The sequence below is a fragment of the Anoxybacillus kestanbolensis genome, assembly GCF_001996285.1.
In the GTDB taxonomy this organism is placed as follows: Bacteria; Bacillota; Bacilli; order Bacillales; family Anoxybacillaceae; genus Anoxybacillus; species Anoxybacillus kestanbolensis_A.
The window spans coordinates 180,910-201,384 of record NZ_MQAD01000005.1; the positions used below are offsets into that span (position 1 = coordinate 180,910).

Sequence of the window (20,475 nt, forward strand, 5' to 3'; positions counted from 1 at the left end):
AATTTTCAAAATGTATGTTTTCTGTAGCTGCATATGTGGTACTTATTTTTGTTTAAGCGATTTCATGACAATCCATTTCCCACCACTTCCATGGCAACCAGTTTTTCAGTCTTAACGTCAATGTGACCCCTCTCCCTACAGGGTAACGCAAACGAGGAGTCGACGATTGGACGACTTTGATTATTTGCCTAATGACTTCATCAGGAGGTGGAGCTGTTTTAGCTACTCGATTCACGTATTGCATAATGGTTTTCATTTCTTTTTCATATGGCGAACCTGAACGGACGGACACTCCTTGAAGTCCTTTCGACCAAATGTTTGTTTTGAATGACCCAGGCTCGATTAAGACGACATGTACTCCGTACGGCAACATTTCTAAACGAAGCGATTCGCTAAATCCTTCGACAGCAAATTTTGAAGCGACATATGGCCCAATCGCCGGAAAACCGATTCGTCCGCTAATGCTGCTAATGTTGATAATCTTACCGCTACGTTGCGTTCGCATAATCGGCAAAACAGCTTTTGTGACGGCAACTAACCCAAAAAAGTTCGTCGCAAACTGACGCTCCCACTCTTCAATTGAGAGTTCCTCGACAAAACCACCAACGGCAAACCCTGCGTTGTTAACTAATACATCGATTCGTCCATAGCGATTAGTTACATCATTCACGACCGATTCCACCGTAGCGAAATCGGTGACATCGAGAGATATGACTTCTATCCGATCGTACACGCCGGCTTCAGACGCCACGGTTGTAAGCATTTCTTTGTTTTGCATGTTTCGCATCGAAGCAACGACTCGATATCCTTCGTGCGCAAGTGCAACACTGACGAGTAGTCCAAACCCACTCGAGGCCCCTGTCACTAGCGCCACCGATGGAGAGTTTACCTTTTGATTCACAACAATCCTCCTCGCTACGATAAAGACATATTTATTGGAATTAGATAACGATAGGTAATATTCCTGCCATTTTGAAAAATTGACCTCCATCACGTACTGATGGAGGTCGATTTTTTCTTTGGTTTAAGTTCTTTTGTTGTGACAACAAGCATAGCTCCACTCAACACAATCAGTCCCCCAATCATTTGAATAGACGACATGCTTTCATGTAAAAATACCATCGATAGAAGAAACGTCACGATCGGTTCTATCATACTTAAAATCGCTGCTTTTGTCGGACCGATGATATTCATTCCCGCAAAAAACGTCAGCATCGCCAAAACGCTTGAAATAAACGATGTTCCGATAATTGGAATCCATCCTTTTGCGTCAAATTGAAAATGTAATGTTCCCGACCACATTCCAAAAACAAAAAAAGAAAAAGCAGCAAAGAGTGCGATATAGGCGCTCGCTGTAATGGGTGGAACGTGTGCGGTTACCTGATTTCCAACGATAATGTAGATCGAATAAACCATCGCTGCTCCAATGGCTAACGCAATGCCGAGCGGCTGAATTTTTCCTTCTGGTGCTCCTAATACAAGCAACATACCTAAAAAAGAAATGAGAATCGCTATGATGATGTGCTTTGTTAGCTTTTCTTGATTAGTAAAAAACGAAAAAACAGCGACAAATATTGGGTTTAAATACAGCAATAAAGCCGCGAGTGAAGACGGAATATATTTTACTGCCTGAAAATAAAAAGAAGATTGCATCATATAGAAAATGCCGCCTAGTAAAAATAAATACAATAAATGTGACCGCGAAACCTTCCAGTTTTTTTCTTTTAACAATAAATACAGAAAAAAGAAGAGCGCAGCCAGTGCAAAACGTAAAAACAACAAGGTCGTCACAGTGACACCGCTGTCGTATGCGTATAATGCAAAGATGGGAATGAACGCAAATCCCGTTGCTGATAACAATATAAGTCCATATCCTTTCCACATACTTTTTGCACCTCAAACGTGACTATTTTTACAAAAATTTATGTGTTTGCTTCTTTTTTGTTGAGAGAAAACAACACGTTTTCTTGTTTGCTGTAAATATTAAGTAAAATACCACTAAAGACAAACGCTGCACCAATAATATGAGTGAATGTCAAATGTTCATTAAAAAACATCGTACCCATCACAGTAGCAGAAATAGGCATGACATTAATGAAAACAGAGGCGGTTGAAGCACCTACTTTTTGAATACCGTTATACCACCAAACGAAGCTGATCGCTGAAACAAAAATAGCAACGTATAGAACGCTCAACCAAACATCCCATCCGCTCGCTTCGATGGATGCAAAGGAAGTATAATATAGCGCAAACGGCGCTAGAAATAGCGTCCCAAAACCTGTTGCATATGTTGTTGCCGCAAGAGGACTAAACTTTTTCATCGCGATTTTTCCGATGACAGAGTATGTACTCCAGCTAAGACATGCCCCCACTAGCACGAGATCGATTGGGGAGAATCCTATGTCAATAAGCACAGAAGGGTGACCATCTGTAATAATATATATAGCTCCAAATACTGCAAGAAACATTCCTAGTACGCTTCTTCTGTTCAATTTTTCTTTTAAAAACAACGCAGATAAAAGCGTAATGAGCGGTGCATTGACTGCAATGACTAATGAACTTTTGACAATTGGTGCATATTTTGTAGCGATAAAAAAGAAAATGTTATATAAAAATACTCCTGTTAGGCCAAGAAGTGCTAACACTCCCCAGTCTTTTTTTATAGGGATGGGTCTATTTGGTTCTTTCCAATGTAATAGCGGAAATAAAATCAAACTAGCGCCGAAAAAGCGAAAAAAAGCAACTGACACCGGATGCAAAGTCATCGTTGCGATTTTTCCAGCAACGAAGGCACCACCCCAAATGGTAGTGGTTAAAAATAAAAGTATATACGTGTTCAAATTTTTTGTTGACATGAAATATCCCCCTCGTTTATCTTTACATTTCTGTTATAATCAATTTTACAAGTATTTGGTCATAGGTGTTATTGATAATAATTGATATCGTTCATCAATATTTTTGATGGGGAGTTGGGGAGTATGAATCTTGATTATTTGCATACATTTCGTGAGGTAGCGAAATGGAATAGTTTTACGAAAGCTGGTGAAATGTTAGGATACGCCCAATCGAGTGTGACAACACAGATAAAAAAGCTAGAAGAGGAATTTGGTGTTGTTTTGTTTGAACGTTGGGGCGGGAAAATTAAACTGACATCTGCCGGGGTGGAACTACTTGAATATGCAAATAAGATTGTTAGTTTGATTGATGAGGCGAAACAAAGTCTTTCTGAGCAAACGGAGCTCGCTGGGAGTTTATCAATTGGCACGATTGAGTCAGTCGCTGGGTTTTATCTCCCACCTTATTTACAAGCATTTAAGCAAAAGTATCCGAGAGTAAATTTGCTGTTGCAACAAAACATTTGCAATCGGCTTGTCGAAGGAGTAAAGGAAGGGAAATATGATTTAGCTATTATTCTCGATGAAGAACGTGAAGACCCTGATTTACATGTGACTGTTATTAAACAAGAGCCGCTAGTTCTTGTTGCTAAACCAGACCATCGTTTAGCCCAGTTAGATGAAGTGGATATACGTATGTTAGGTGATGAAAAGCTTATTGTGACTGAACAAGGATGTAGTTATCGAGAAGTCATCGGAAATTTGTATCGTAATCATAGTATTCGTTTTGAGTATACGATTGAACTAGGGAGTATTGAAGCAATAAAACGATGCGTCGCCTATGGACTTGGCATCGCTTTTTTGCCACTTATGGCTGTAGAGTCTGAATTAGAGAAAGGGAGTTTAGTTCGCATCCTTCTTCCCGAGGCCGATATACACCTCTCCCTTCAACTTGTATACCATCGTAAAAAATGGTTGTCACAATCAATGAAACAATTGACGAGCCTCTTAGTGGGAGAAATTTAAGGAGAGCCAAACGGGGATCTTCTCGTTTGGCTCTTTAAGTTTACATAATTAAATTATGGGAAATAGATTGGATATATAAATCATAAGTTTATATTCGGCGTTTTACTCTCCTGTTTCCGCAAATCGCTTAATTCGCGCGCCAATTTCATCACGAACACGCTGGAAAACAACCCATTTTTCTTCTTCGGTCCCTTCTGCTTTCGCTGGATCGTCAAACCCCCAATGTACGCGTTTTACGTGCGGTGGTGTGACTGGACAATGATCAGCTGCATGTCCACATAATGTAACGACTAAATCGGCTTTGTTTAAAATTTCCGGATCAATGATATCGGATGTTTGTTTTGAAATATCGATGCCCACCTCTTTCATCGCTTTTACGGCGTTTGGATTTAAACCGTGTGCTTCGATACCAGCGCTATATACTTCCCATTCATCACCGAGATATTTTTTTGCCCATCCTTCCGCCATTTGGCTACGACAAGAGTTTCCTGTGCATAAGAAATAAATGACTTTTTTCATTGCAATCGACTCCTTTTAATGAATAATAAGTAACCATATATATAACCCAACGAGCGTAATAAATAATGTTGGGATAGTTAAAATTAAACCGTTTTTAAAATAAGTGCCCCACGTAATTTTTACTCCTTTTGTTGAAAGGACATGTAACCAAAGAAGTGTCGCGAGTGAGCCAATTGGTGTAATTTTTGGTCCTAAGTCGGAACCGATCACATTGGCATAAATAAGCGCTTCACGAATAATTCCTGTCGTATTTGTATCAGCGATGGCTAGTGCATCAATCATAACCGTTGGCATGTTGTTCATCACAGATGATAAAATGGCTGCGATAAACCCCATAGCAATCGTTGCTACAAACAACCCTTGCTTAGCGGCTCCCTCGATCAGATCAGCTAGAATGTTCGTTAGCCCGACGTTGCGTAATCCGTATACAACAACATACATTCCGATGGAAAAAAACACAACAGCCCACGGCGCTCCTTTTACTATTTGTTTCACATGGACAACTGGACTACGTTTCCCCATCCATAAAAACAATAACGCCACAGCACCAGCAATAAACGAAACAGGGATATTTACAAATTCACCGACAAAATAACCGACTAATAAAACCGCAAGAACGATCCAAGACAAGCGAAACATGCGCACGTCTTTAATCGCTTCGTATGGTTGTTTAACATGGGATAAATCATAACGTTTTGGAATGTCTTTTCGAAAATATAAGTAAAGTACCCCGATGCTCGCTGCGAGCGAGAAAAAGTTTGGAACGATCATCCGTGATGCGTACTCACCGAAACTAATACGGAAAAAGTCCGCAGAGACAATATTGACAAGGTTGCTGACAACAAGCGGTAACGACGTCGTATCAGCGATAAATCCGCTTGCTAAAATAAATGGTAATACGTTTCGTTCATCAAATTGTAATGCACGCACCATAGCTAATACGATGGGTGTTAAGATGAGTGCAGCGCCATCGTTTGCGAAAAATGCAGACACTAAAGCACCGAGAATTGAAACAAATACAAACATGCGAATGCCGTTTCCTTTTGCAGCACGTGCCATATGTAATGCTGCCCATTCAAAAAAGCCAATTTCATCTAAAATTAAAGAAATAATAATGATTGCAATAAAAGCAAGCGTCGCATTCCAAACGATGTTCGTTACATCGATGACATCTTGAACATCAACAACCCCAAGGAGCAACGCTAATAAGGCGCCACCGCACGCCGACCAACCAATCGATAAATTGCGTGGTTGCCAAATAACAAAAACGAGGGTAACAAGAAAAATCAGTGATGCAAGAATAACGGAAAGCAAAAAACCACTCCTCTCTTTTTATTCGCACTGAATACGCATTCCTTTTTCCTTAAGTTGACGAATGTGTTCTTTTGGATCTAGCAAATAAGCGAAAATGCTTTGCATCATTGGATAAAACTCATGTTTTTTATTTAGTGAATAAAATACCCACTGCGCTCTTTTTGTTTCTTTCACTAAACCGTTATCTTTTAGTTTTCGTAAATGCTGGCTAATGGCAGGTTGGCTCATCTGTAATAGTTCAACGAGCTCACATACGCAACAATCTGCTTCATTTAGTATAGCCATGATCGTGAGTCTTGTTTTGTCGCCTAATAGCTTTAACATATTTGCCGCCTCTTCGATGTGATACATAATACCCCCTCCTTCATCCGTAAATTATTATATAATTATATACTTATATAAACAAGTAAAGATTTTGTAAAGAAAAAAGAGCTGATCCACTGATCAACTCTTGTCGCATAAAACTAATCGTCATCTACCGTCCATGTTATATTTGTTTTTGTTTGCTGTTGTTTCATTTTTCATTCTCCTTTCAACATGTATTTTTCGTCTAAATTAAAACAATTGGTACATTGAACATTTTCGATCCATCATCTTTTCTTCAACTTGTCGAATCAGCTGCTCTCGCTCTATTTCTTCAGCTGTCCATATTCGTCGTTGAATGGAAATCGTTAAAAAAAATAAATGAAATTTCATGATTTACTCACCCCCTTTCAGTAAAAAAAATCCGTTGGACAAAATCTTTTCGCGGATGGCACAAAAAAACGCAGGGAACACATCCTTCCCTGCGACATGCGATCGCTTGTGAAAAGGTGAATGATTTTCACATCGGGAGGGCAGGCCAATCTTCTTTGTTCAATTGCGCCATGTACTTCTGTCATTGTTGTCATAACTCTTTCCTCCCTTCCAAAATCAATTGATGTAGTAAATTATATACACGATAAGATAAGTTTGTAAATATATAATAAAAATTTTTCCAAACAGATCACGAAGATATGTATATGAAAGAAAACAAAAGGTATGCAAGGACAGATGCATCATTTTTTGTCTTTTAAGCAAATTGTCCATCGATGTACGATATATTTTCTTGTGCTATTTATTATTTTTGACTATGATCAAAAAAGAACATGTAGAAGGGAGATCTTTATGAAACATACAGACATATATATCTTATCCGGATTTCTTGGGAGTGGTAAAACGACATTATTAAAGCGGCTACTGCAACATGAAAAAGAACATGGACGGAAAGTCGCTGTTGTGATGAATGAAATTGGCCAAGTGTCCATTGACTCACATGCTGTTTCAGAAGATGCTGTACTAAGCGAATTATTAAGCGGCTGTGTATGTTGTACCATTCAAGATCAATTTGAAGTAGAGCTTTATTCGTTGCTCCAGCAACATTCATTAGATGTCATTTACATTGAAACAACAGGGGTAGCGCATCCTGTTGAAGTGCTCGATGCGTGTGTGTCGCCATTACTTGCTCATCGTCTTCAAATGAGAGGTATCATCACGACAATCGATGCAACACGTTGGATGAATCGTCAACAACTCTCCATTCCCTTGCAAATGTTATTAAAAGAACAAGTTCGTCACGCGGATGTATTAATTGTCAATAAGACAGATGAATTACGCCCAGAAGAACAAGCAAAATTGTCGTTTGAGTTACAAACGATTAACAATGAAGCGCGTACAATTTTTACAACATTTTCTAACGTACGAATGGAAGATATTCATTTGTTATCGAAGCGGGTAAGAAACGAGCATGAGCGAATGAACATAGAAAGATTACGCATTCAAACATACGTACATACATTTACAAGCCCAATTGATTTAGATGTGTTCGAACAATGGGTACGGCAGTTACCTGATACCATTTACCGAATGAAAGGGTTTTTACGCTTTACTCGTACAAGTGGGGTTTATTCTTTTCAGTATGCATACGGTACACCGCTCTATATGAAAGAGGAAATGAATGTTCCGCTACATTTTGTTGTGATTGGTGAACAATTGGATAAACAAACACTAAAACAACAACTCGATAATATGCAAAAAGGAGAAGGTTAATATCCCTCTCCTTTTACTTTCGTCCAAAGTCCGCTTTAATTTCTCCCCATTGCTCGGTTTCCCATTTCATAATTTCATTCGTATAATGGTGCGTGCGCAACCAACTTTCAGCACGTTCAACAAGTTTCCAGACACGTTCTGTTTCAGCGTTGCGAACGAGCGTTGTATTCGCTTTTTTTCCTTTTACCCATTTTATGGCTGTTGCCGAATCAGAATAAATCGGCAAACTTTTGTTTTGTTGTTGTAACCATGCTAATGCGTGGACAATGGCTAAAAACTCCCCAATGTTATTTGTTCCGATCATCGGTCCAACATGAAACAACTCTTTCCCTGTTTTCGTATGTACTCCTCGATACTCCATCCATCCTGGATTTCCGCTACATGCCGCATCTACGCAAATACTTTCCTCTACATAGTTCGTTGCAAGCACTTTATTTTTTTTCGTTCGGTTTACAAACGGACCAGACGCAAATGCTTGTTCTGCTTCTTCTTTCGATGAAAATGAGCGATATTTTGCCCCCGGAACGCCAATGACGTACGGTTTACACTCGTCCCAAGAAGAAAAAATACCTGTTTTCGCCCCTTGCCAAACGACATAATATTTTTTCAATTTGTCACATCCTCACGAATTGGAATAAAGAAACAAAGTTGAAGGTCACAAAAGAAGGAATGAAAGAGGAGATATGGCGGAGGAGGGGGGATTCGAACCCCCGCGGGCTTTGACACCCCTATCGGTTTTCGAGACCGACCCCTTCAGCCGGACTTGGGTACTCCTCCGTACGTTGGGGTGCCAAAGAAATTATAGCGAAAACATGATTTTTCGTCAATTACTTTTTTGTTTTTCAATATAGTCAACAAGCCCCATCGCACATACTTGTAAATCAAGTTGAAGCACTTTATATACATCTGCATTATCGGGTACTTGCCGTTTGCGTAAAAATGTTTGAACGTTGTCGAATAAAAGTTGGAAAACGGCTTCTGTCTTTTCTGTAAAGGACTTATCTTTTTGTTTATCTACGATATCGCGACCTATTTGCACGAAGATCGGTAGCCAGTAATGTAGCTGATCCCAAACCGTCTGCACATGGGTTGACATACCAAAATGGCCAAAATAGATGCGATCTGGATGTAACGACATGAATCTTTTAATCGAAGCTTGCATCGCTTCTGGGTCAAATTGATTTGGTGATGTAGATGGCAAATATAACTCCACGTCATATGAAAGTAACTGTGGATAAAAAACACCTGCCGTATCACCTGTAAAAATACCGTTGCTTTTTTCGTCATAAATAGAGAAATGGTGATTCGCATGCCCTGGTGTATGAAGAAACGTTAATGTACGATCTTCTCCGATTTGTAACGTTTCCCCATCTTCTTTTATGACCAGTCGGTCCTCTGGAATTGGAACGATCGGATCAAATAACGCATCAAATTTTTCACCGTAAACGGCTTTTGCCCCTTCAATGAGACGAGATGGATCGGCCAAATGTCGCATTCCCTTCGGATGAACAAATACGCGAGCGTTTGGACAATGTTTTAGTAACACTCCTGCTCCACCCGCATGATCTAAATGAATATGTGTCACAATAATGTTTTTTACATCTTTTAAATCGATTGATAATTCTTCTAGTCCTTTAAGTAAATGCGGGATAGATGGGCTTGCACTTGTTTCGATAATTGTCACTTCTTCTTCATGGAAAACGTATGCACCTGTTCGTTGGGCTGTTTGTAAATCATATAAATCAATGAGTGAAATGCCAAATCCTAAATCAACAGGTCGCCACATGTTGATTCTCCTTTCTCTTTTTGAATAAGTCGAGCAAAATGATGAGCGATTTTTGCAGTTAATCCCCAAATGACTTTATCTTCGTAGTAATAAAAATATTCTTCAATTTGTCTCGGTCGCCAATTATACTGTCTTCCTCCAGGAATATCGTCAAATGGGAAATCGTCTTCGGGCTTTGGTTCAAATTGAACACGATATATTCGTGGTTTCGTTTCAATAAAAAAAGATAACGGGACGGTGAATACATCTTCCACTTCTTTTTTATTGATTTGCATGTGTGCGTTATTTACAAATGCAACAAATGGATAAATGACCATGCCAAATGGTGAAAGCACATAATCAAGTGGAACGACATGTGTAATATGTTCTTTTTTAATCCCCAACTCTTCACATGTTTCTCGAATGGCTGTTTCTTGTGGATTTTGATCACATGCATCCATTTTTCCACCCGGGAAACAAATTTCACCGGGCTGGCGACGTAACTGAAATGAGCGTACTTCAAATAAGACAAACACGTCATCGTGTTGACAAATAAGCGGGAGAAGTACAGCATATTTTGCGTATGAGTTGAAATCCATGATTGTTGGTGTTCGCTGCTGTAGTTCATTCATTGTCGTATAAATCACTTTTTTCATTAGTAAACATCCCTTTTCGTAAATACATAAAAAGAAACGATCAGCGCGACAAGTGCCCAAGTGGCTAGCACGGTCATCGAAAAAGAAAGTGTCATCTCATCAATCGGTGGCGCCATGCCGCTAATATAACTTGTGAGTCGTAAATTCACCATAAACAAATATTTCGCAGACGTCCACGATGACACCATATTTGATAAAATCGCTCCTGAAATGAGAGCGGCAAGCATAATTCCCATCACGGCAGCTGTGCTACGTAGTAATACCGATAACATGAATGTTAATGTGCCGACAACGAGCGAAACAAAAAAAGCGAGCCCGAATTCAATAAGCAAGTATTTCCATTGCGGGATAAGATGGACAGCTGATGTATTTAATTCTTCACCTTGAATCGAAAATCCTGTTAAGAGTGGCAAATTCCATCCACCATATCCAAATACAATGCCAGAGATAGCGTATGATAATAGAGCGACGGAAAATACGACAAACGATGTAGATAACATCATCGCGATATATTTGCTCATTAAAATCTTCCATCGTTTCACAGGACGTGTTAACAACAGTTTGATCGTCCCTCCGCTCGCCTCTGATGAAACGAGATCAGCAGCAATTACCATAACAAGGAGCGGTAAAAATAACTCGATGGAGTTTTCGATAAACATGCGCATAAATGTTGGAGCACCTGGTGCCATTGGATTAATGTCTTTGTCTAAATAATACTGTTGTTGTTGTAAACGAATTTTAAGAAACTTTTTCCAATCCTCAGAGATTCCTGTCGAATTTAATCGGTTTTGTGTGTCGATGATTTGCTGTTGCAGCTGAGTGCGCCAATCTGTCGTTCCGATCCGTTCTCGAATCGTTTCGATCTGTTTAAATTGCGCGTATGTAAATAAGCTCACGAGAACAGCAACGATCGCTGCGATAATAAACAGTCGTCTTTTACGAACAATTTTTAACATCTCATTGTATACAAGATTAATCAATCGTTTCCCCTCCCGTTAATTCAATAAATAAGTCTTCTAGTGTTGGAAGTTTGCGTTCAATTCCACTGACATGTACCCCTGCTTCAATTAAACGGGCATTGCAACGCGCAATCGTTTCATTTGACTCATAGATTGTCACGAGTGCTCCATCTTTTTCACCAAGCACAGTCGTTTCATTTTGTAGTATTTGTTTTGCTTTATCTACCGGATCAACGCTCCAATATGTCCGAGCTTGTTCTTGTAGCAAATGTTCAACCGTATCAATGCGAATAATCTCCCCTTTAGACATAATCGCAACACGATCACACATGAGTTGTATTTCACTCAATAAATGTGATGAAACGAGCACACTTAACTGTTCTTTTTCAGCAAGCGATCGAATAAACTGTCTCATTTCACGAATGCCGACAGGGTCTAAACCGTTTGTTGGTTCGTCTAAAATAAGCACCGTCGGTTTTCCGAGTAGCGCTTGCGCAATACCGAGTCGTTGACGCATGCCGAGCGAATATGTGCGCACGAGATCATGAATCCGATTTTGTAGACCGACGAGTTCAACCACTTCTTGAATGCGATGAGCCGTAATTCCCGGCACCATTCGTGCAAAGTGTTCAAGATTTTCCCAACCGCTTAAATATGGATAAAGTTCAGGGTTTTCAACAATACAGCCAATGTGTTGAATTGCTTTTGTAAATTGTTTTTGTAAATCATATCCACAAATTGAAATCGTTCCAGATGTCGGTCGAATCAATCCGACAAGCATGCGAATCGTTGTCGTCTTCCCTGCGCCATTTGGACCTAAGAAACCAAACACTTCGCCTTTTTTTAGTGAAAACGAAAGTCCTTTAATAATTTCTTTTTTTCCAATGGTTTTTCGCACGTTTTGCACAACTAATGTCTCTTCCATTATTTCTCTCCTTTCGTTAACGTAATGAGTGAAGCAACACGTTCACCAATTCGCTTATACCCTTCCTTATTAGGATGAAATTTATCTGTATATAAATAGTCGTTTACTTGCAGTTCAAACAAATCATATGTCGGAACGCAAATGATTGACTTATAGTTGGCTGCTACTTCAGATGCTGCATAATTCCAACTACGTACAACGGCAGATGTTTCTTTTCCGTTATCTAAATCATTAAATGGATTATACAAAGCGACATAAAATACTGGGGCGTTGCTATTCGCTGTACGAATGAGTCGGAAAATCGTATGCAGCTGCTCGACAAATTTCTTTTTTTCTTTTTCAATTTGAGTATGGGATAAGTCTCTTAGCGTTTCACCACCGCGAAATAAGTCGTTTCCTCCGATCGTCATTAAAATAATGTCAGCTTCTTTTAATTGACGTTGCACTTCTTTTTGTTTGAGTTGATTGATGAGTTGAGGAGAACGTTGTCCTTTAATGGATAAATTTATGAATTGAACGGGTTGATTTGTCCGTTTTTTTAGTTCATCTACAACATATCCAACGTACCCTTTCCCCGTTTCATCTCCTGTTCCACGCGTTAATGAGTCGCCAAGAGCGACAATCGAAAGTCCATTATTTTTCTGTATGTTTGAAGTTGTTGTTTTTGGTTGTTTGATCGAGGAAGCTTCGTAAAAAAATTGATCTTGAATCGTGACGATTAAACCGATAGCCCATAATAGTGTTGTTGCGGTACAAATCAATACGATTATCGTAATTATTCGTTTAGACACAATATCACCCTTTCGTTGTTTTCTATGTACCATCATAAACCATTTGTTGTTCAAACGCATAATGAAAACATGCAAAAAGCGAGCACATCGCTCGCTTTTAAAATTTCGCTTGATAATGTTCAATTTCCCAAGCATGGACAGCTGTTCGATAACTATCCCATTCGTTCTTTTTCATCGCTACGTATTCGTTAAATACGTGATCTCCTAATGTATGACGGCCAATTGTTCCATTTTCTAGTTCTTCAATCGCTTTTCCTAAGCTACCTGGAAGGTTTTCAATACGAAGCTCTTTACGACGTTCATTCGTCATATGGAAAATATCTTCGTCGATTGGTGCTGGACAAGTGAGTTCTTTTTCTACACCATCAAGCCCTGCCTCAGCAATAACTGCAAATGCTAAGTAAGGATTGGCAGATGGATCTGGACAACGAAGCTCAACGCGTGTTGCCAATCCTCGTTTTGCAGGGATGCGAATTAATGCGGAGCGGTTCGATGCCGACCACGCAATATAACAAGGCGCTTCATATCCTGGGACGAGACGTTTATACGAGTTGACTAATGGATTCGTAATAGCTGCGAAACTTTTTACATTGTGTAATAAACCAGCAATGAATTGGTATGCCGTTTCAGATAATTGATTGTCGTCCGATGGATCAAAGAAAGCATTTTCTCCACCCTTAAACAGCGACATATTTACATGCATGCCTGAACCGTTAATACCGAAAATTGGTTTTGGCATGAACGTAGCGTGCAATCCGTATTTTTTAGCAATCGTTTTTACAACCCATTTGTATGTTGTGGCGTTGTCAGCAGCACCTAACGCATCGGCATATTTGAAATTAATTTCATGTTGACCCTCAGCAACTTCATGGTGTGAGGCCTCGATTGTAAATCCCATTGCTTTTAACGCACGATAAATATCTAAGCGAACGCGTTCTCCAAGATCTTTTGGAGATGGCTCAAAATAGCCACCGCTATCTTGTGGTTTTGTTGTTGGGTTTCCGTTTTCATCCGTTTCAAATAAGAAGAACTCTAACTCAGGACCGACGGAGATCGTGTATCCTTTTTGCTTTGCACGTTCCACCGTTTTTTTCAATACGTTGCGCGGGTCTCCTTCGAATAATGTTCCGTCCGGATTGACAACAGAACAAAGAAAACGGGCTTCTGCGTATCCATCTTCTACAGTCCACGGCAATACTGCGAACGTTTGTAAATCAGGAAGTAAATATAAGTCTGATCGATTAATTGGTGAAAAACCTTTAATCGAAGATCCATCAAACATAATTTTCCCTTCTACTACATCATCTAGTTGTTCCGCTGTAACCGTGACGTGCTTTAAAACTCCTTCAATATCAACAAATTGTAAATGCAGCAATTCAACGTGTTTTTGTTTGATAATTTCTTTAATTTGTTCAAGCGTCGAAGTGTTTGTTTGTTCAGAAACAAGCAATTCACTCATGTTACATTACCTCACATTCTTATGTATAGTTTTATAACATGAGTTTATTATATGGAATCATTGTTCTTTTTTCAATAGTTTTTTATCAAATTTTCTGTATTTTTATTTAAAAAAGGACACGCTTCCTATGAGCGTGTCCGAATAAACAAAAACGACGGAAACCCTACCTCTCTTCCGTCCTTGCAGCTCCGAAGCTGCGCCAGTGAGAATTTGTTTTGTTACATATAAAAACGTAAAAATAGGATCTCGCGAAAAGCGAGACCCCGTACGTTTGACTATTTATGCTTTTTGGACGTTTGCCGCTTGCGGCCCACGGTTACCATTCACGATGTCAAATGTTACTTTTTCGCCTTCTTCCAACGTTTTAAATCCAGTACCTTGGATCGCTGTGAAGTGAACGAATACGTCTGTACCTCCGTCCGTCTCAATGAATCCAAAACCTTTCTCTGCATTAAACCACTTTACTTTACCTGTGTTCATGTGAAATTCCTCCAAAACATTTTTAAAAATTGACCACCGTTTCATTACTCATAAAACAAAAGCTGCACTTCTGTCAAGTCCTTATAAGATGAACCCGACAAAGGTGCAGCTTATAACGATCATTGATATAACGAACGAAATGGTACTTCTTAAGTATATAGGCTTAAAAAGAAAATGTCAAATGTTTTTTTATTTTTCTTTCCATTTGATGCTGCAACCGATGCTTGGCTTTTGTTCTTTCGGAACAGGTTTCCCTAACAGCAATGCATCCAGAGCTGAACGAATGGAAGAACCAGTAACAGGGATTCCATTGCCTGGACGTGAATCATCGAGTTGACCGCGGTAAACGCATTTCAATTCACCATCAAATATGTAAAAATCCGGTGTGCATGCAGCTTGATATGCTTTTGCGACTTCTTGTGTTTCATCAAATAAATATGGAAACGGATATCCGAGTTGTTCGGCCACTTCTTTCATTTTTTCTGGAGAATCGTCTGGATATTTTTCTACATCGTTTGAATTAATTGCAATAAATGAAACTCCTTTTGATTGATAATCATTAGCCAAACGAACAAGTTCTTCTTGAACATGTTTCACAAATGGGCAATGATTGCAAATGAACATGATTACTGTTGCAATATCCGACTTGACATCTTCTAAACGAACGGTTTGGCCATTGATGACGTTAACAAGCTCAAACGACGGAGCTTTTTCTCCTAATGGAAACATATTTGATTCAACAGCTGGCATACAAATCACCCTTTCTTTTCCTCGTTCATTTACTATTATAGCAAAATGTACAAATAACAAAAAATAAGCAAGCTTGAGCCCGCTTATTTTTTGATTAGCTGTCCGCGTGTTACACCAAGTTGGTTAATAGCTTTCAGTGTACGCCATACGCTCGTACCGCTTCGTTTACCCTCAAGCGCTTCACGATATAAATTGACAACTTCTTCTACTTTTTTCGGCGACTCTTCCAAAAACTCAACACGATATGAACGAACACCAAGGGATAAAAAGTTTGGAATATATTCTGCCCCAGATTGTTCAATGGCGTTGTACACTGTATTTCGGCAACCGATATCGACACGAACTGGATGAAGCATACCGATACGATCTCGCAAGGAGACACGATGCTTTTCACATGGTCGTCCACAGTTTGTAAAATCGGTTCCTTCACTTAAAAATGTACAATATACACAATGTTCAGTATGAAACATCGGTAAGTGTTGATGAATAACGACTTCGATCCGTTCTGTTGGTGCTGCTTCAAGTAAATCAATCATTTGTTGAATGTTTAAATCGTAGGAAGGGGTAATGCGATCAAGTCCCCGAGATAAAAACAACTGTGCAGCCAGATGATTTGAAATATTAAGTGAAAAATCACCAATTAACACTTGTTCAACTAATTGACTCGTATAATATTGTACCGCTCCTAAACTACGCACTAAAATGGCATCTGGTTCAGCTTTTAAAATTCCTCTCAAAATCCCATTTTCCCCCGGCATATGAATGCGTGGAGTAGCTAAAGCGATCGGTTTATTCATGGCTCGTGCAATCTGTACAGCTTTTGGATAATCGGTTGTAAATTCGAAATCCGCATACACCATGTCTACATCTGTATCACATGCCGCTTCGACTTGTTCAAGCGTACGACAGAGCGCCATTAAAGAAGGGTTTTCTGCTCGTTGTTTTTGTCGGTAAGAAGATGTTAAATCAACGGCTTGCTTGATGTATAGCCGCGGACGTTGCCGTTTTTCAATAAGCTGTTCAACGGCTTGTCTTCTTATTCGGTTTAATTCTTTAACTGGAAGAATAACATTGTCTGTCGTATGCATATAAACGTCATGTAATTCAAAAATCGTTCCGCCTAATCTGCCGAACTGTTCTTTTATAAAATCTAGTGTTAATGGTCGCTTTTGGGCCACATCTAACAACTGCTCAGATTGAACAGTTACTTCATTACCTGTCGTTTCATCGCGCCATGTTGAAATGAGCGGTTTTCCTGCTTCGCCGTACACGCGTACAGTTAGTGGGAACAGGCGATATGGTCGTTCAGTTTCGAACGTTTTGCGCAAGCGACGTTCAAGCTCTTGGTCGCTCGTTTTCCAAATGCGGTCTCCGACATGTACGCGTGTTAAATTGACGTCATGTCGACCTGGGATGATTTCAACAAGCCCTTTTTCGACTTCTCCTTCGATTTTTTTTCCGTTTTTTCGTAAGTCATACACGCGTCCGCCTTCTTCTTTTTCCTCTGGGCGGCCTGCATCAAATACGATGCCATCCCCACGTTTTAACGGGGCTTGTAGTTCGCATAAAACCCCGTCTTTTAATACTTTTTTGACCGTTCCAAGAAATACACCACGGCTTTTCGGGAATGTTCCGTCAACAAGCTGTTTGTTGTTCGTTCCTTTTAAAAAGCCATGTGTAAATCCTCGACTAAAGCTTTGTTGTAGTTCACGTATTTCCTCAGGTGAAGGAGTATAATGGCGTCCTGCTAAATATTCATCAATAGCTTTTCGGTATTTGCTGACAACATTCGCTACATATTCTGGTGACTTTAATCGCCCTTCGATTTTAAACGTGCTCACTCCCGCCTCAATGAGCTCCGGGACGAGATCAAGAGCAGCTAAATCTTTTGGTGAAAGTAAATAGGCAACGTTCCCCATTTCTTTTTGTTCGCCATCAACAATTAAATCGTATGGCAGACGACACGCTTGTGCGCATTCTCCGCGATTGGCTGAACGCCCACCCCACATTTCTGATGTTAAACATTGTCCTGAATATGATACACAAAGTGCTCCATGAACAAAAACTTCTAACGGGACATTTGTTTTCTCAGCAATTTTTTGAATGTGTGTTAAATTATTTTCGCGACCGAGCACCACCACTTCCAAGTTATAAGGCTTCAAAAACTCGACTGCTTCCGGAGATGTAACGGTCATTTGTGTTGATCCGTGAATCGGAAAATCAGGCGACATATCGCGAATAAGTTTGACAAGCCCTAAATCTTGGACAATCAGTGCATCTACTCCTGCATCTATACATGCTTCAACGAGCTGCTTTGCTTCTTCTAGCTCATTTTCAAACACTAAAATATTAAAAGTAACATATCCACGAACGTTGTATTTATGCAAATAAGCCATCACATCTTTTAATTCTTCCATGCGAAAATTTTTCGCCCGTACACGTGCATTATATTTGTCGACACCAAAATAAACGGCGTCTGCTCCATTGGCAACAGCAGCACGAAGACAATCCCAATCTCCCGCCGGCGCTAACAGTTCAATTTTTCTCACAGCTGGTCAACCTCTCTATTTTTTATCATGAACAACAATATATTACCGAATATCCCCCTCGTTTGCCAACAAAGAAAAAGACCTGAACGTACAGGTCTTCTAGTCAACTACCTCACTTAGCTAACGCTTGAAGTGGAGGTCTCCTCGCCAAAGACGATGAATAAATGGGGGAACAAGATGTTTTGAAAAGAACTGAATGTCAAAATCTGAATTACTTTAAATTAAATTTTTTCATTAATTCCTCTTTAAATTTATAATTCTTTGCTTCTTGAGGCACGCCAACTTTTTCGCCATCATTACCAGGAATATCAATGTTGTGTTTACCCTCATTGACACCAGAAATTACGTACAGATCATCGTATTTAAAATCGGGCACAAGAAGTAGCATGTAGCTATGGTTTTTATCCATGTTTCGGTAGTTATTAATTGAAAATTTAGTCTTTCCGGGCATAATACCATTATCGTAAACGTAGCTTGGTTCAGCTACCTTGATAATATCCCCAGCTTTATAATCGTGAGTAGTTCTATTTTCAAGGACCTTATTTATTTTAAACTGAGTAATTGTATACGCATCTACTGTAAACCCTCTCTCATCGAATGTTACGAAGTTCTCACTTTCAATTGGTTTTCCAGTGACAACAAGTTGAGAAAAGGTAACCATTTCATCTACTGTGTTAAAGGATACTTGTTTAGCATCAATAGTTGATAAACTTACTTTTTTATCAGCCGACATATACCATAGACTTGAACCGAGAGAAATAAAACCTAACAGAGCTATTGAAATAATAATAATCTTATTTTTTTTCATATTCGTAATATCTCCTTTCATCTATTAATTTCCCCATTTTTGTTTTAGATGGTCTTTATCCGTCTGTTGAGGGGATCCGTATGTTGTTAGTTCATACTCCTTCATTACAGAGGCACCTGAATTGTCATTATGTCTCAAGCTTAGTGCGTGTCCAAATTCGTGAATAATAACGTCAGTTGATTCAGCAGAAGTTAGTGTGTTCATTTGAGGTGTATTGAGTCGAATTCTTGAACGATCCCTTGCATCCTCCGGATTTACTTGACGCCATCCGAAAAAGCCATACGTCCAATAATCTGCGGTAGCATAAACGGTTGAGCCGGAGATAGTTCCTGCATAAACAACAATGCTATAATATGTAGGCTCAGAAGTGACTTGTGAAATAGCAACCTTTGAAGAAATGTTATTCCAAGTTGCATATGCGGTGTCTGCACGATTATGGTAACCCGCACTGGAAACACTAGCATCACGCCAATACTTAAGGTTTTGTGCCCCAGTATATCCATTAGGATTATAATGATCTGAGTGGGCGTTAACTAAGATGGTTGGTAGTAAAAAAGCTAGACCGAGAATAAGTAATAAAATTCTTTTGACTTTCATAATTCCATTCTTTTCTATAAAATGTTAATTTCATGGATATCATTCTCTATCGATCCTCTTCATTCCTTTCTTTTTTACAAAAATATTTCGTCACAAGCGAAGAAGCGTAGAATAATGGTGAAATGTTATTCTTGGGAATTCTATACTCATTAAGCACCATTTCATTTCAATGTATATATTTCTGATTTATATCTAACAATACGTTAATTGTAGTTTTCAAAAAACTAAAAAGCCGCTCAAAAGGCAGCTTTTTAATTATGGCTATGTCCATCGTTGTTCATATTTCCGTCTTGATGACCATCTTGTTGCATATTGTCGCCATGACCGTGACCTTGCTCATCATTTTTATTTTGCATCATTTGTTTCTTTTTCATATAACGTTCGTGAGCGACTTTGTCAACATCTTCCCATGATACAATCATTGCATTCGATTGTCCATTTATAAATTTATTAGCATCTTCTTTATTTGCAAAAAACGCATATCCATAGTTCATCGGTGTTTTAATATCTGCTTTCACTACTGTCGCGTTTTGTAATTCAATCCATTCTAATGTATTGTAGTCGCGAACATATTTTTTTACAGCTTCACCGTGATCGCGTTCGTAATTCAATAAACATCCGATGTCATCAAAAAACAGGACATCACCGTTTTCTGTCGCAGATTTCGCTGTAAATTTGCCGAGTTCATGTTCTTTTGGATACACCTTCATATTACAAAATACACACACAGTGTTTTCATCTGGTTCAGCTATTGCTACTTTCGTAAATACATCTTCTGCATTTGACTGTTCCATATTTTGTTCTGTTTGTTTTGTTTCTTCTTGCTTATCCTCCGCTTGATTGTTGCACCCCGTTAATCCAAAAACAAAGGCTGCAATCAGTAGAATGATCCATTTTTTCATTGCTAAAAATCCCCCTTTTTCATTCAATCCGTAGTCCACTGTACTACATAATTGTGAAATTTATTTAAAATGAA

Annotated in this window: 22 protein-coding genes and 1 tRNA gene; 2 read left to right on the plus strand and 21 right to left on the minus strand. The window is 39.2% G+C overall.

The window, feature by feature from the left end; genetic code table 11:
- Positions 1 to 52 precede the first annotated feature (52 nt).
- The 3 genes from BO219_RS03295 to BO219_RS03305 form a co-directional block, all read right to left on the minus strand.
- Complete coding sequence (locus BO219_RS03295; protein WP_077428388.1) at positions 53 to 901, minus strand: oxidoreductase; 849 nt, start codon at positions 899 to 901, stop codon at positions 53 to 55.
- An 89-nt stretch (positions 902 to 990) separates the two neighbouring features.
- Positions 991 to 1,884, minus strand: coding sequence for a DMT family transporter (locus tag BO219_RS03300; protein ID WP_077428389.1), 894 nt, complete (start codon positions 1,882 to 1,884; stop codon positions 991 to 993).
- 38 nt (positions 1,885 to 1,922) lie between these two features.
- On the minus strand, positions 1,923 to 2,855 hold the full coding sequence (locus tag BO219_RS03305) for a DMT family transporter (RefSeq protein WP_077428390.1): 933 nt from the start codon (positions 2,853 to 2,855) through the stop codon (positions 1,923 to 1,925).
- 123 nt (positions 2,856 to 2,978) lie between these two features.
- On the opposite strand from BO219_RS03305, the gene BO219_RS03310 reads away from it, so the two are divergent.
- Positions 2,979 to 3,860, plus strand: a complete 882-nt coding sequence (locus BO219_RS03310) for a LysR family transcriptional regulator (protein WP_077428391.1) — start codon at positions 2,979 to 2,981, stop codon at positions 3,858 to 3,860.
- Positions 3,861 to 3,962: 102 nt separating this feature from the next.
- On the opposite strand, the gene arsC is transcribed toward BO219_RS03310, so the two are convergent.
- The 4 genes from arsC to BO219_RS03330 form a co-directional block, all read right to left on the minus strand.
- The gene (gene arsC, locus BO219_RS03315; protein WP_077428392.1) at positions 3,963 to 4,379 is read right to left on the minus strand and encodes an arsenate reductase (thioredoxin); all 417 of its coding nucleotides are present in this window, start codon (positions 4,377 to 4,379) and stop codon (positions 3,963 to 3,965) included.
- A gap of 15 nt (positions 4,380 to 4,394) precedes the next feature.
- Positions 4,395 to 5,693: an arsenic transporter gene (locus BO219_RS03320; protein WP_077428393.1), complete on the minus strand. Its 1,299-nt coding sequence runs from the start codon at positions 5,691 to 5,693 to the stop codon at positions 4,395 to 4,397.
- 18 nt (positions 5,694 to 5,711) lie between these two features.
- Positions 5,712 to 6,044, minus strand: coding sequence for an ArsR/SmtB family transcription factor (locus BO219_RS03325; RefSeq protein WP_077428394.1), 333 nt, complete (start codon positions 6,042 to 6,044; stop codon positions 5,712 to 5,714).
- Positions 6,045 to 6,248: 204 nt separating this feature from the next.
- A complete protein-coding gene (locus BO219_RS03330) occupies positions 6,249 to 6,389 on the minus strand; it encodes a YrzI family small protein (RefSeq protein ID WP_006318510.1) in 141 nt (46 codons plus the stop codon).
- A gap of 450 nt (positions 6,390 to 6,839) precedes the next feature.
- On the opposite strand from BO219_RS03330, the gene BO219_RS03335 reads away from it, so the two are divergent.
- A complete protein-coding gene (locus tag BO219_RS03335; protein WP_077428395.1) occupies positions 6,840 to 7,760 on the plus strand; it encodes a CobW family GTP-binding protein in 921 nt (306 codons plus the stop codon).
- Between the two features lie 13 nt (positions 7,761 to 7,773).
- Here the strand turns inward: BO219_RS03335 and BO219_RS03340 are convergent, their stop codons facing one another.
- The 14 genes from BO219_RS03340 to BO219_RS03405 form a co-directional block, all read right to left on the minus strand.
- On the minus strand, positions 7,774 to 8,370 hold the full coding sequence (locus BO219_RS03340) for a ribonuclease H1 domain-containing protein (protein ID WP_077428396.1): 597 nt from the start codon (positions 8,368 to 8,370) through the stop codon (positions 7,774 to 7,776).
- Positions 8,371 to 8,444: 74 nt separating this feature from the next.
- Positions 8,445 to 8,537: transfer RNA gene (locus tag BO219_RS03345), tRNA-Ser, on the minus strand.
- 46 nt (positions 8,538 to 8,583) lie between these two features.
- Entirely contained in the window at positions 8,584 to 9,546 is a 963-nt protein-coding gene (locus BO219_RS03350) for an MBL fold metallo-hydrolase (RefSeq protein ID WP_077428397.1), read from the minus strand.
- Positions 9,525 to 10,181, minus strand: coding sequence for an NUDIX hydrolase (locus tag BO219_RS03355; RefSeq protein ID WP_077428398.1), 657 nt, complete (start codon positions 10,179 to 10,181; stop codon positions 9,525 to 9,527). Before BO219_RS03355 ends, BO219_RS03350 begins: the two co-directional genes overlap by 22 nt.
- Entirely contained in the window at positions 10,181 to 11,161 is a 981-nt protein-coding gene (locus tag BO219_RS03360) for an ABC transporter permease (protein WP_077428399.1), read from the minus strand. Before BO219_RS03360 ends, BO219_RS03355 begins: the two co-directional genes overlap by 1 nt.
- The gene (locus BO219_RS03365; protein WP_077428400.1) at positions 11,154 to 12,065 is read right to left on the minus strand and encodes an ABC transporter ATP-binding protein; all 912 of its coding nucleotides are present in this window, start codon (positions 12,063 to 12,065) and stop codon (positions 11,154 to 11,156) included. The genes BO219_RS03360 and BO219_RS03365 overlap by 8 nt, the downstream gene beginning before the upstream one ends.
- Complete coding sequence (locus BO219_RS03370) at positions 12,065 to 12,856, minus strand: SGNH/GDSL hydrolase family protein (RefSeq protein WP_077428925.1); 792 nt, start codon at positions 12,854 to 12,856, stop codon at positions 12,065 to 12,067. Before BO219_RS03370 ends, BO219_RS03365 begins: the two co-directional genes overlap by 1 nt.
- Before the next feature lie 97 nt (positions 12,857 to 12,953).
- On the minus strand, positions 12,954 to 14,315 hold the full coding sequence (gene glnA, locus BO219_RS03375) for a type I glutamate--ammonia ligase (RefSeq protein WP_077428401.1): 1,362 nt from the start codon (positions 14,313 to 14,315) through the stop codon (positions 12,954 to 12,956).
- Positions 14,316 to 14,594: 279 nt separating this feature from the next.
- Complete coding sequence (locus tag BO219_RS03380) at positions 14,595 to 14,795, minus strand: cold-shock protein (protein WP_003398700.1); 201 nt, start codon at positions 14,793 to 14,795, stop codon at positions 14,595 to 14,597.
- Positions 14,796 to 14,984: 189 nt separating this feature from the next.
- Positions 14,985 to 15,545, minus strand: a complete 561-nt coding sequence (locus BO219_RS03385) for a thioredoxin family protein (RefSeq protein ID WP_077428402.1) — start codon at positions 15,543 to 15,545, stop codon at positions 14,985 to 14,987.
- 83 nt (positions 15,546 to 15,628) lie between these two features.
- Positions 15,629 to 18,094 carry a U32 family peptidase gene (locus BO219_RS03390; RefSeq protein WP_077428403.1) on the minus strand — a complete coding sequence of 822 codons (2,466 nt, stop codon included), beginning with the start codon at positions 18,092 to 18,094 and terminating at the stop codon, positions 15,629 to 15,631.
- Positions 18,095 to 18,305: 211 nt separating this feature from the next.
- Positions 18,306 to 18,923, minus strand: a complete 618-nt coding sequence (locus tag BO219_RS03395) for a hypothetical protein (protein WP_077428404.1) — start codon at positions 18,921 to 18,923, stop codon at positions 18,306 to 18,308.
- A 3-nt stretch (positions 18,924 to 18,926) separates the two neighbouring features.
- A complete protein-coding gene (locus BO219_RS03400; protein WP_006318540.1) occupies positions 18,927 to 19,499 on the minus strand; it encodes a zinc metalloprotease in 573 nt (190 codons plus the stop codon).
- Between the two features lie 251 nt (positions 19,500 to 19,750).
- Positions 19,751 to 20,401, minus strand: a complete 651-nt coding sequence (locus BO219_RS03405; protein WP_077428405.1) for a nitrous oxide reductase accessory protein NosL — start codon at positions 20,399 to 20,401, stop codon at positions 19,751 to 19,753.
- Positions 20,402 to 20,475: the final 74 nt, after the last annotated feature.

What these genes read in the sequence shown, in the direction of transcription:
- BO219_RS03330 (WP_006318510.1), bottom strand. Translation starts at nt 6,389, where the DNA reads ATGAAATTTCATTTATTTTTTTTAACGATTTCCATTCAACGACGAATA.
- BO219_RS03305 (WP_077428390.1), bottom strand. Translation starts at nt 2,855, where the DNA reads ATGTCAACAAAAAATTTGAACACGTATATACTTTTATTTTTAACCACT.
- BO219_RS03365 (WP_077428400.1), bottom strand. Translation starts at nt 12,065, where the DNA reads ATGGAAGAGACATTAGTTGTGCAAAACGTGCGAAAAACCATTGGAAAA.
- BO219_RS03400 (WP_006318540.1), bottom strand. Translation starts at nt 19,499, where the DNA reads ATGAAAGTCAAAAGAATTTTATTACTTATTCTCGGTCTAGCTTTTTTA.
- glnA (WP_077428401.1), bottom strand. Translation starts at nt 14,315, where the DNA reads ATGAGTGAATTGCTTGTTTCTGAACAAACAAACACTTCGACGCTTGAA.
- BO219_RS03385 (WP_077428402.1), bottom strand. Translation starts at nt 15,545, where the DNA reads ATGCCAGCTGTTGAATCAAATATGTTTCCATTAGGAGAAAAAGCTCCG.
- BO219_RS03405 (WP_077428405.1), bottom strand. Translation starts at nt 20,401, where the DNA reads ATGAAAAAATGGATCATTCTACTGATTGCAGCCTTTGTTTTTGGATTA.
- BO219_RS03355 (WP_077428398.1), bottom strand. Translation starts at nt 10,181, where the DNA reads ATGAAAAAAGTGATTTATACGACAATGAATGAACTACAGCAGCGAACA.
- BO219_RS03335 (WP_077428395.1), top strand. Translation starts at nt 6,840, where the DNA reads ATGAAACATACAGACATATATATCTTATCCGGATTTCTTGGGAGTGGT.
- BO219_RS03310 (WP_077428391.1), top strand. Translation starts at nt 2,979, where the DNA reads ATGAATCTTGATTATTTGCATACATTTCGTGAGGTAGCGAAATGGAAT.
- BO219_RS03380 (WP_003398700.1), bottom strand. Translation starts at nt 14,795, where the DNA reads ATGAACACAGGTAAAGTAAAGTGGTTTAATGCAGAGAAAGGTTTTGGA.
- BO219_RS03325 (WP_077428394.1), bottom strand. Translation starts at nt 6,044, where the DNA reads ATGTATCACATCGAAGAGGCGGCAAATATGTTAAAGCTATTAGGCGAC.
- arsC (WP_077428392.1), bottom strand. Translation starts at nt 4,379, where the DNA reads ATGAAAAAAGTCATTTATTTCTTATGCACAGGAAACTCTTGTCGTAGC.
- BO219_RS03350 (WP_077428397.1), bottom strand. Translation starts at nt 9,546, where the DNA reads ATGTGGCGACCTGTTGATTTAGGATTTGGCATTTCACTCATTGATTTA.
- BO219_RS03300 (WP_077428389.1), bottom strand. Translation starts at nt 1,884, where the DNA reads ATGTGGAAAGGATATGGACTTATATTGTTATCAGCAACGGGATTTGCG.
- BO219_RS03395 (WP_077428404.1), bottom strand. Translation starts at nt 18,923, where the DNA reads ATGAAAGGAGATATTACGAATATGAAAAAAAATAAGATTATTATTATT.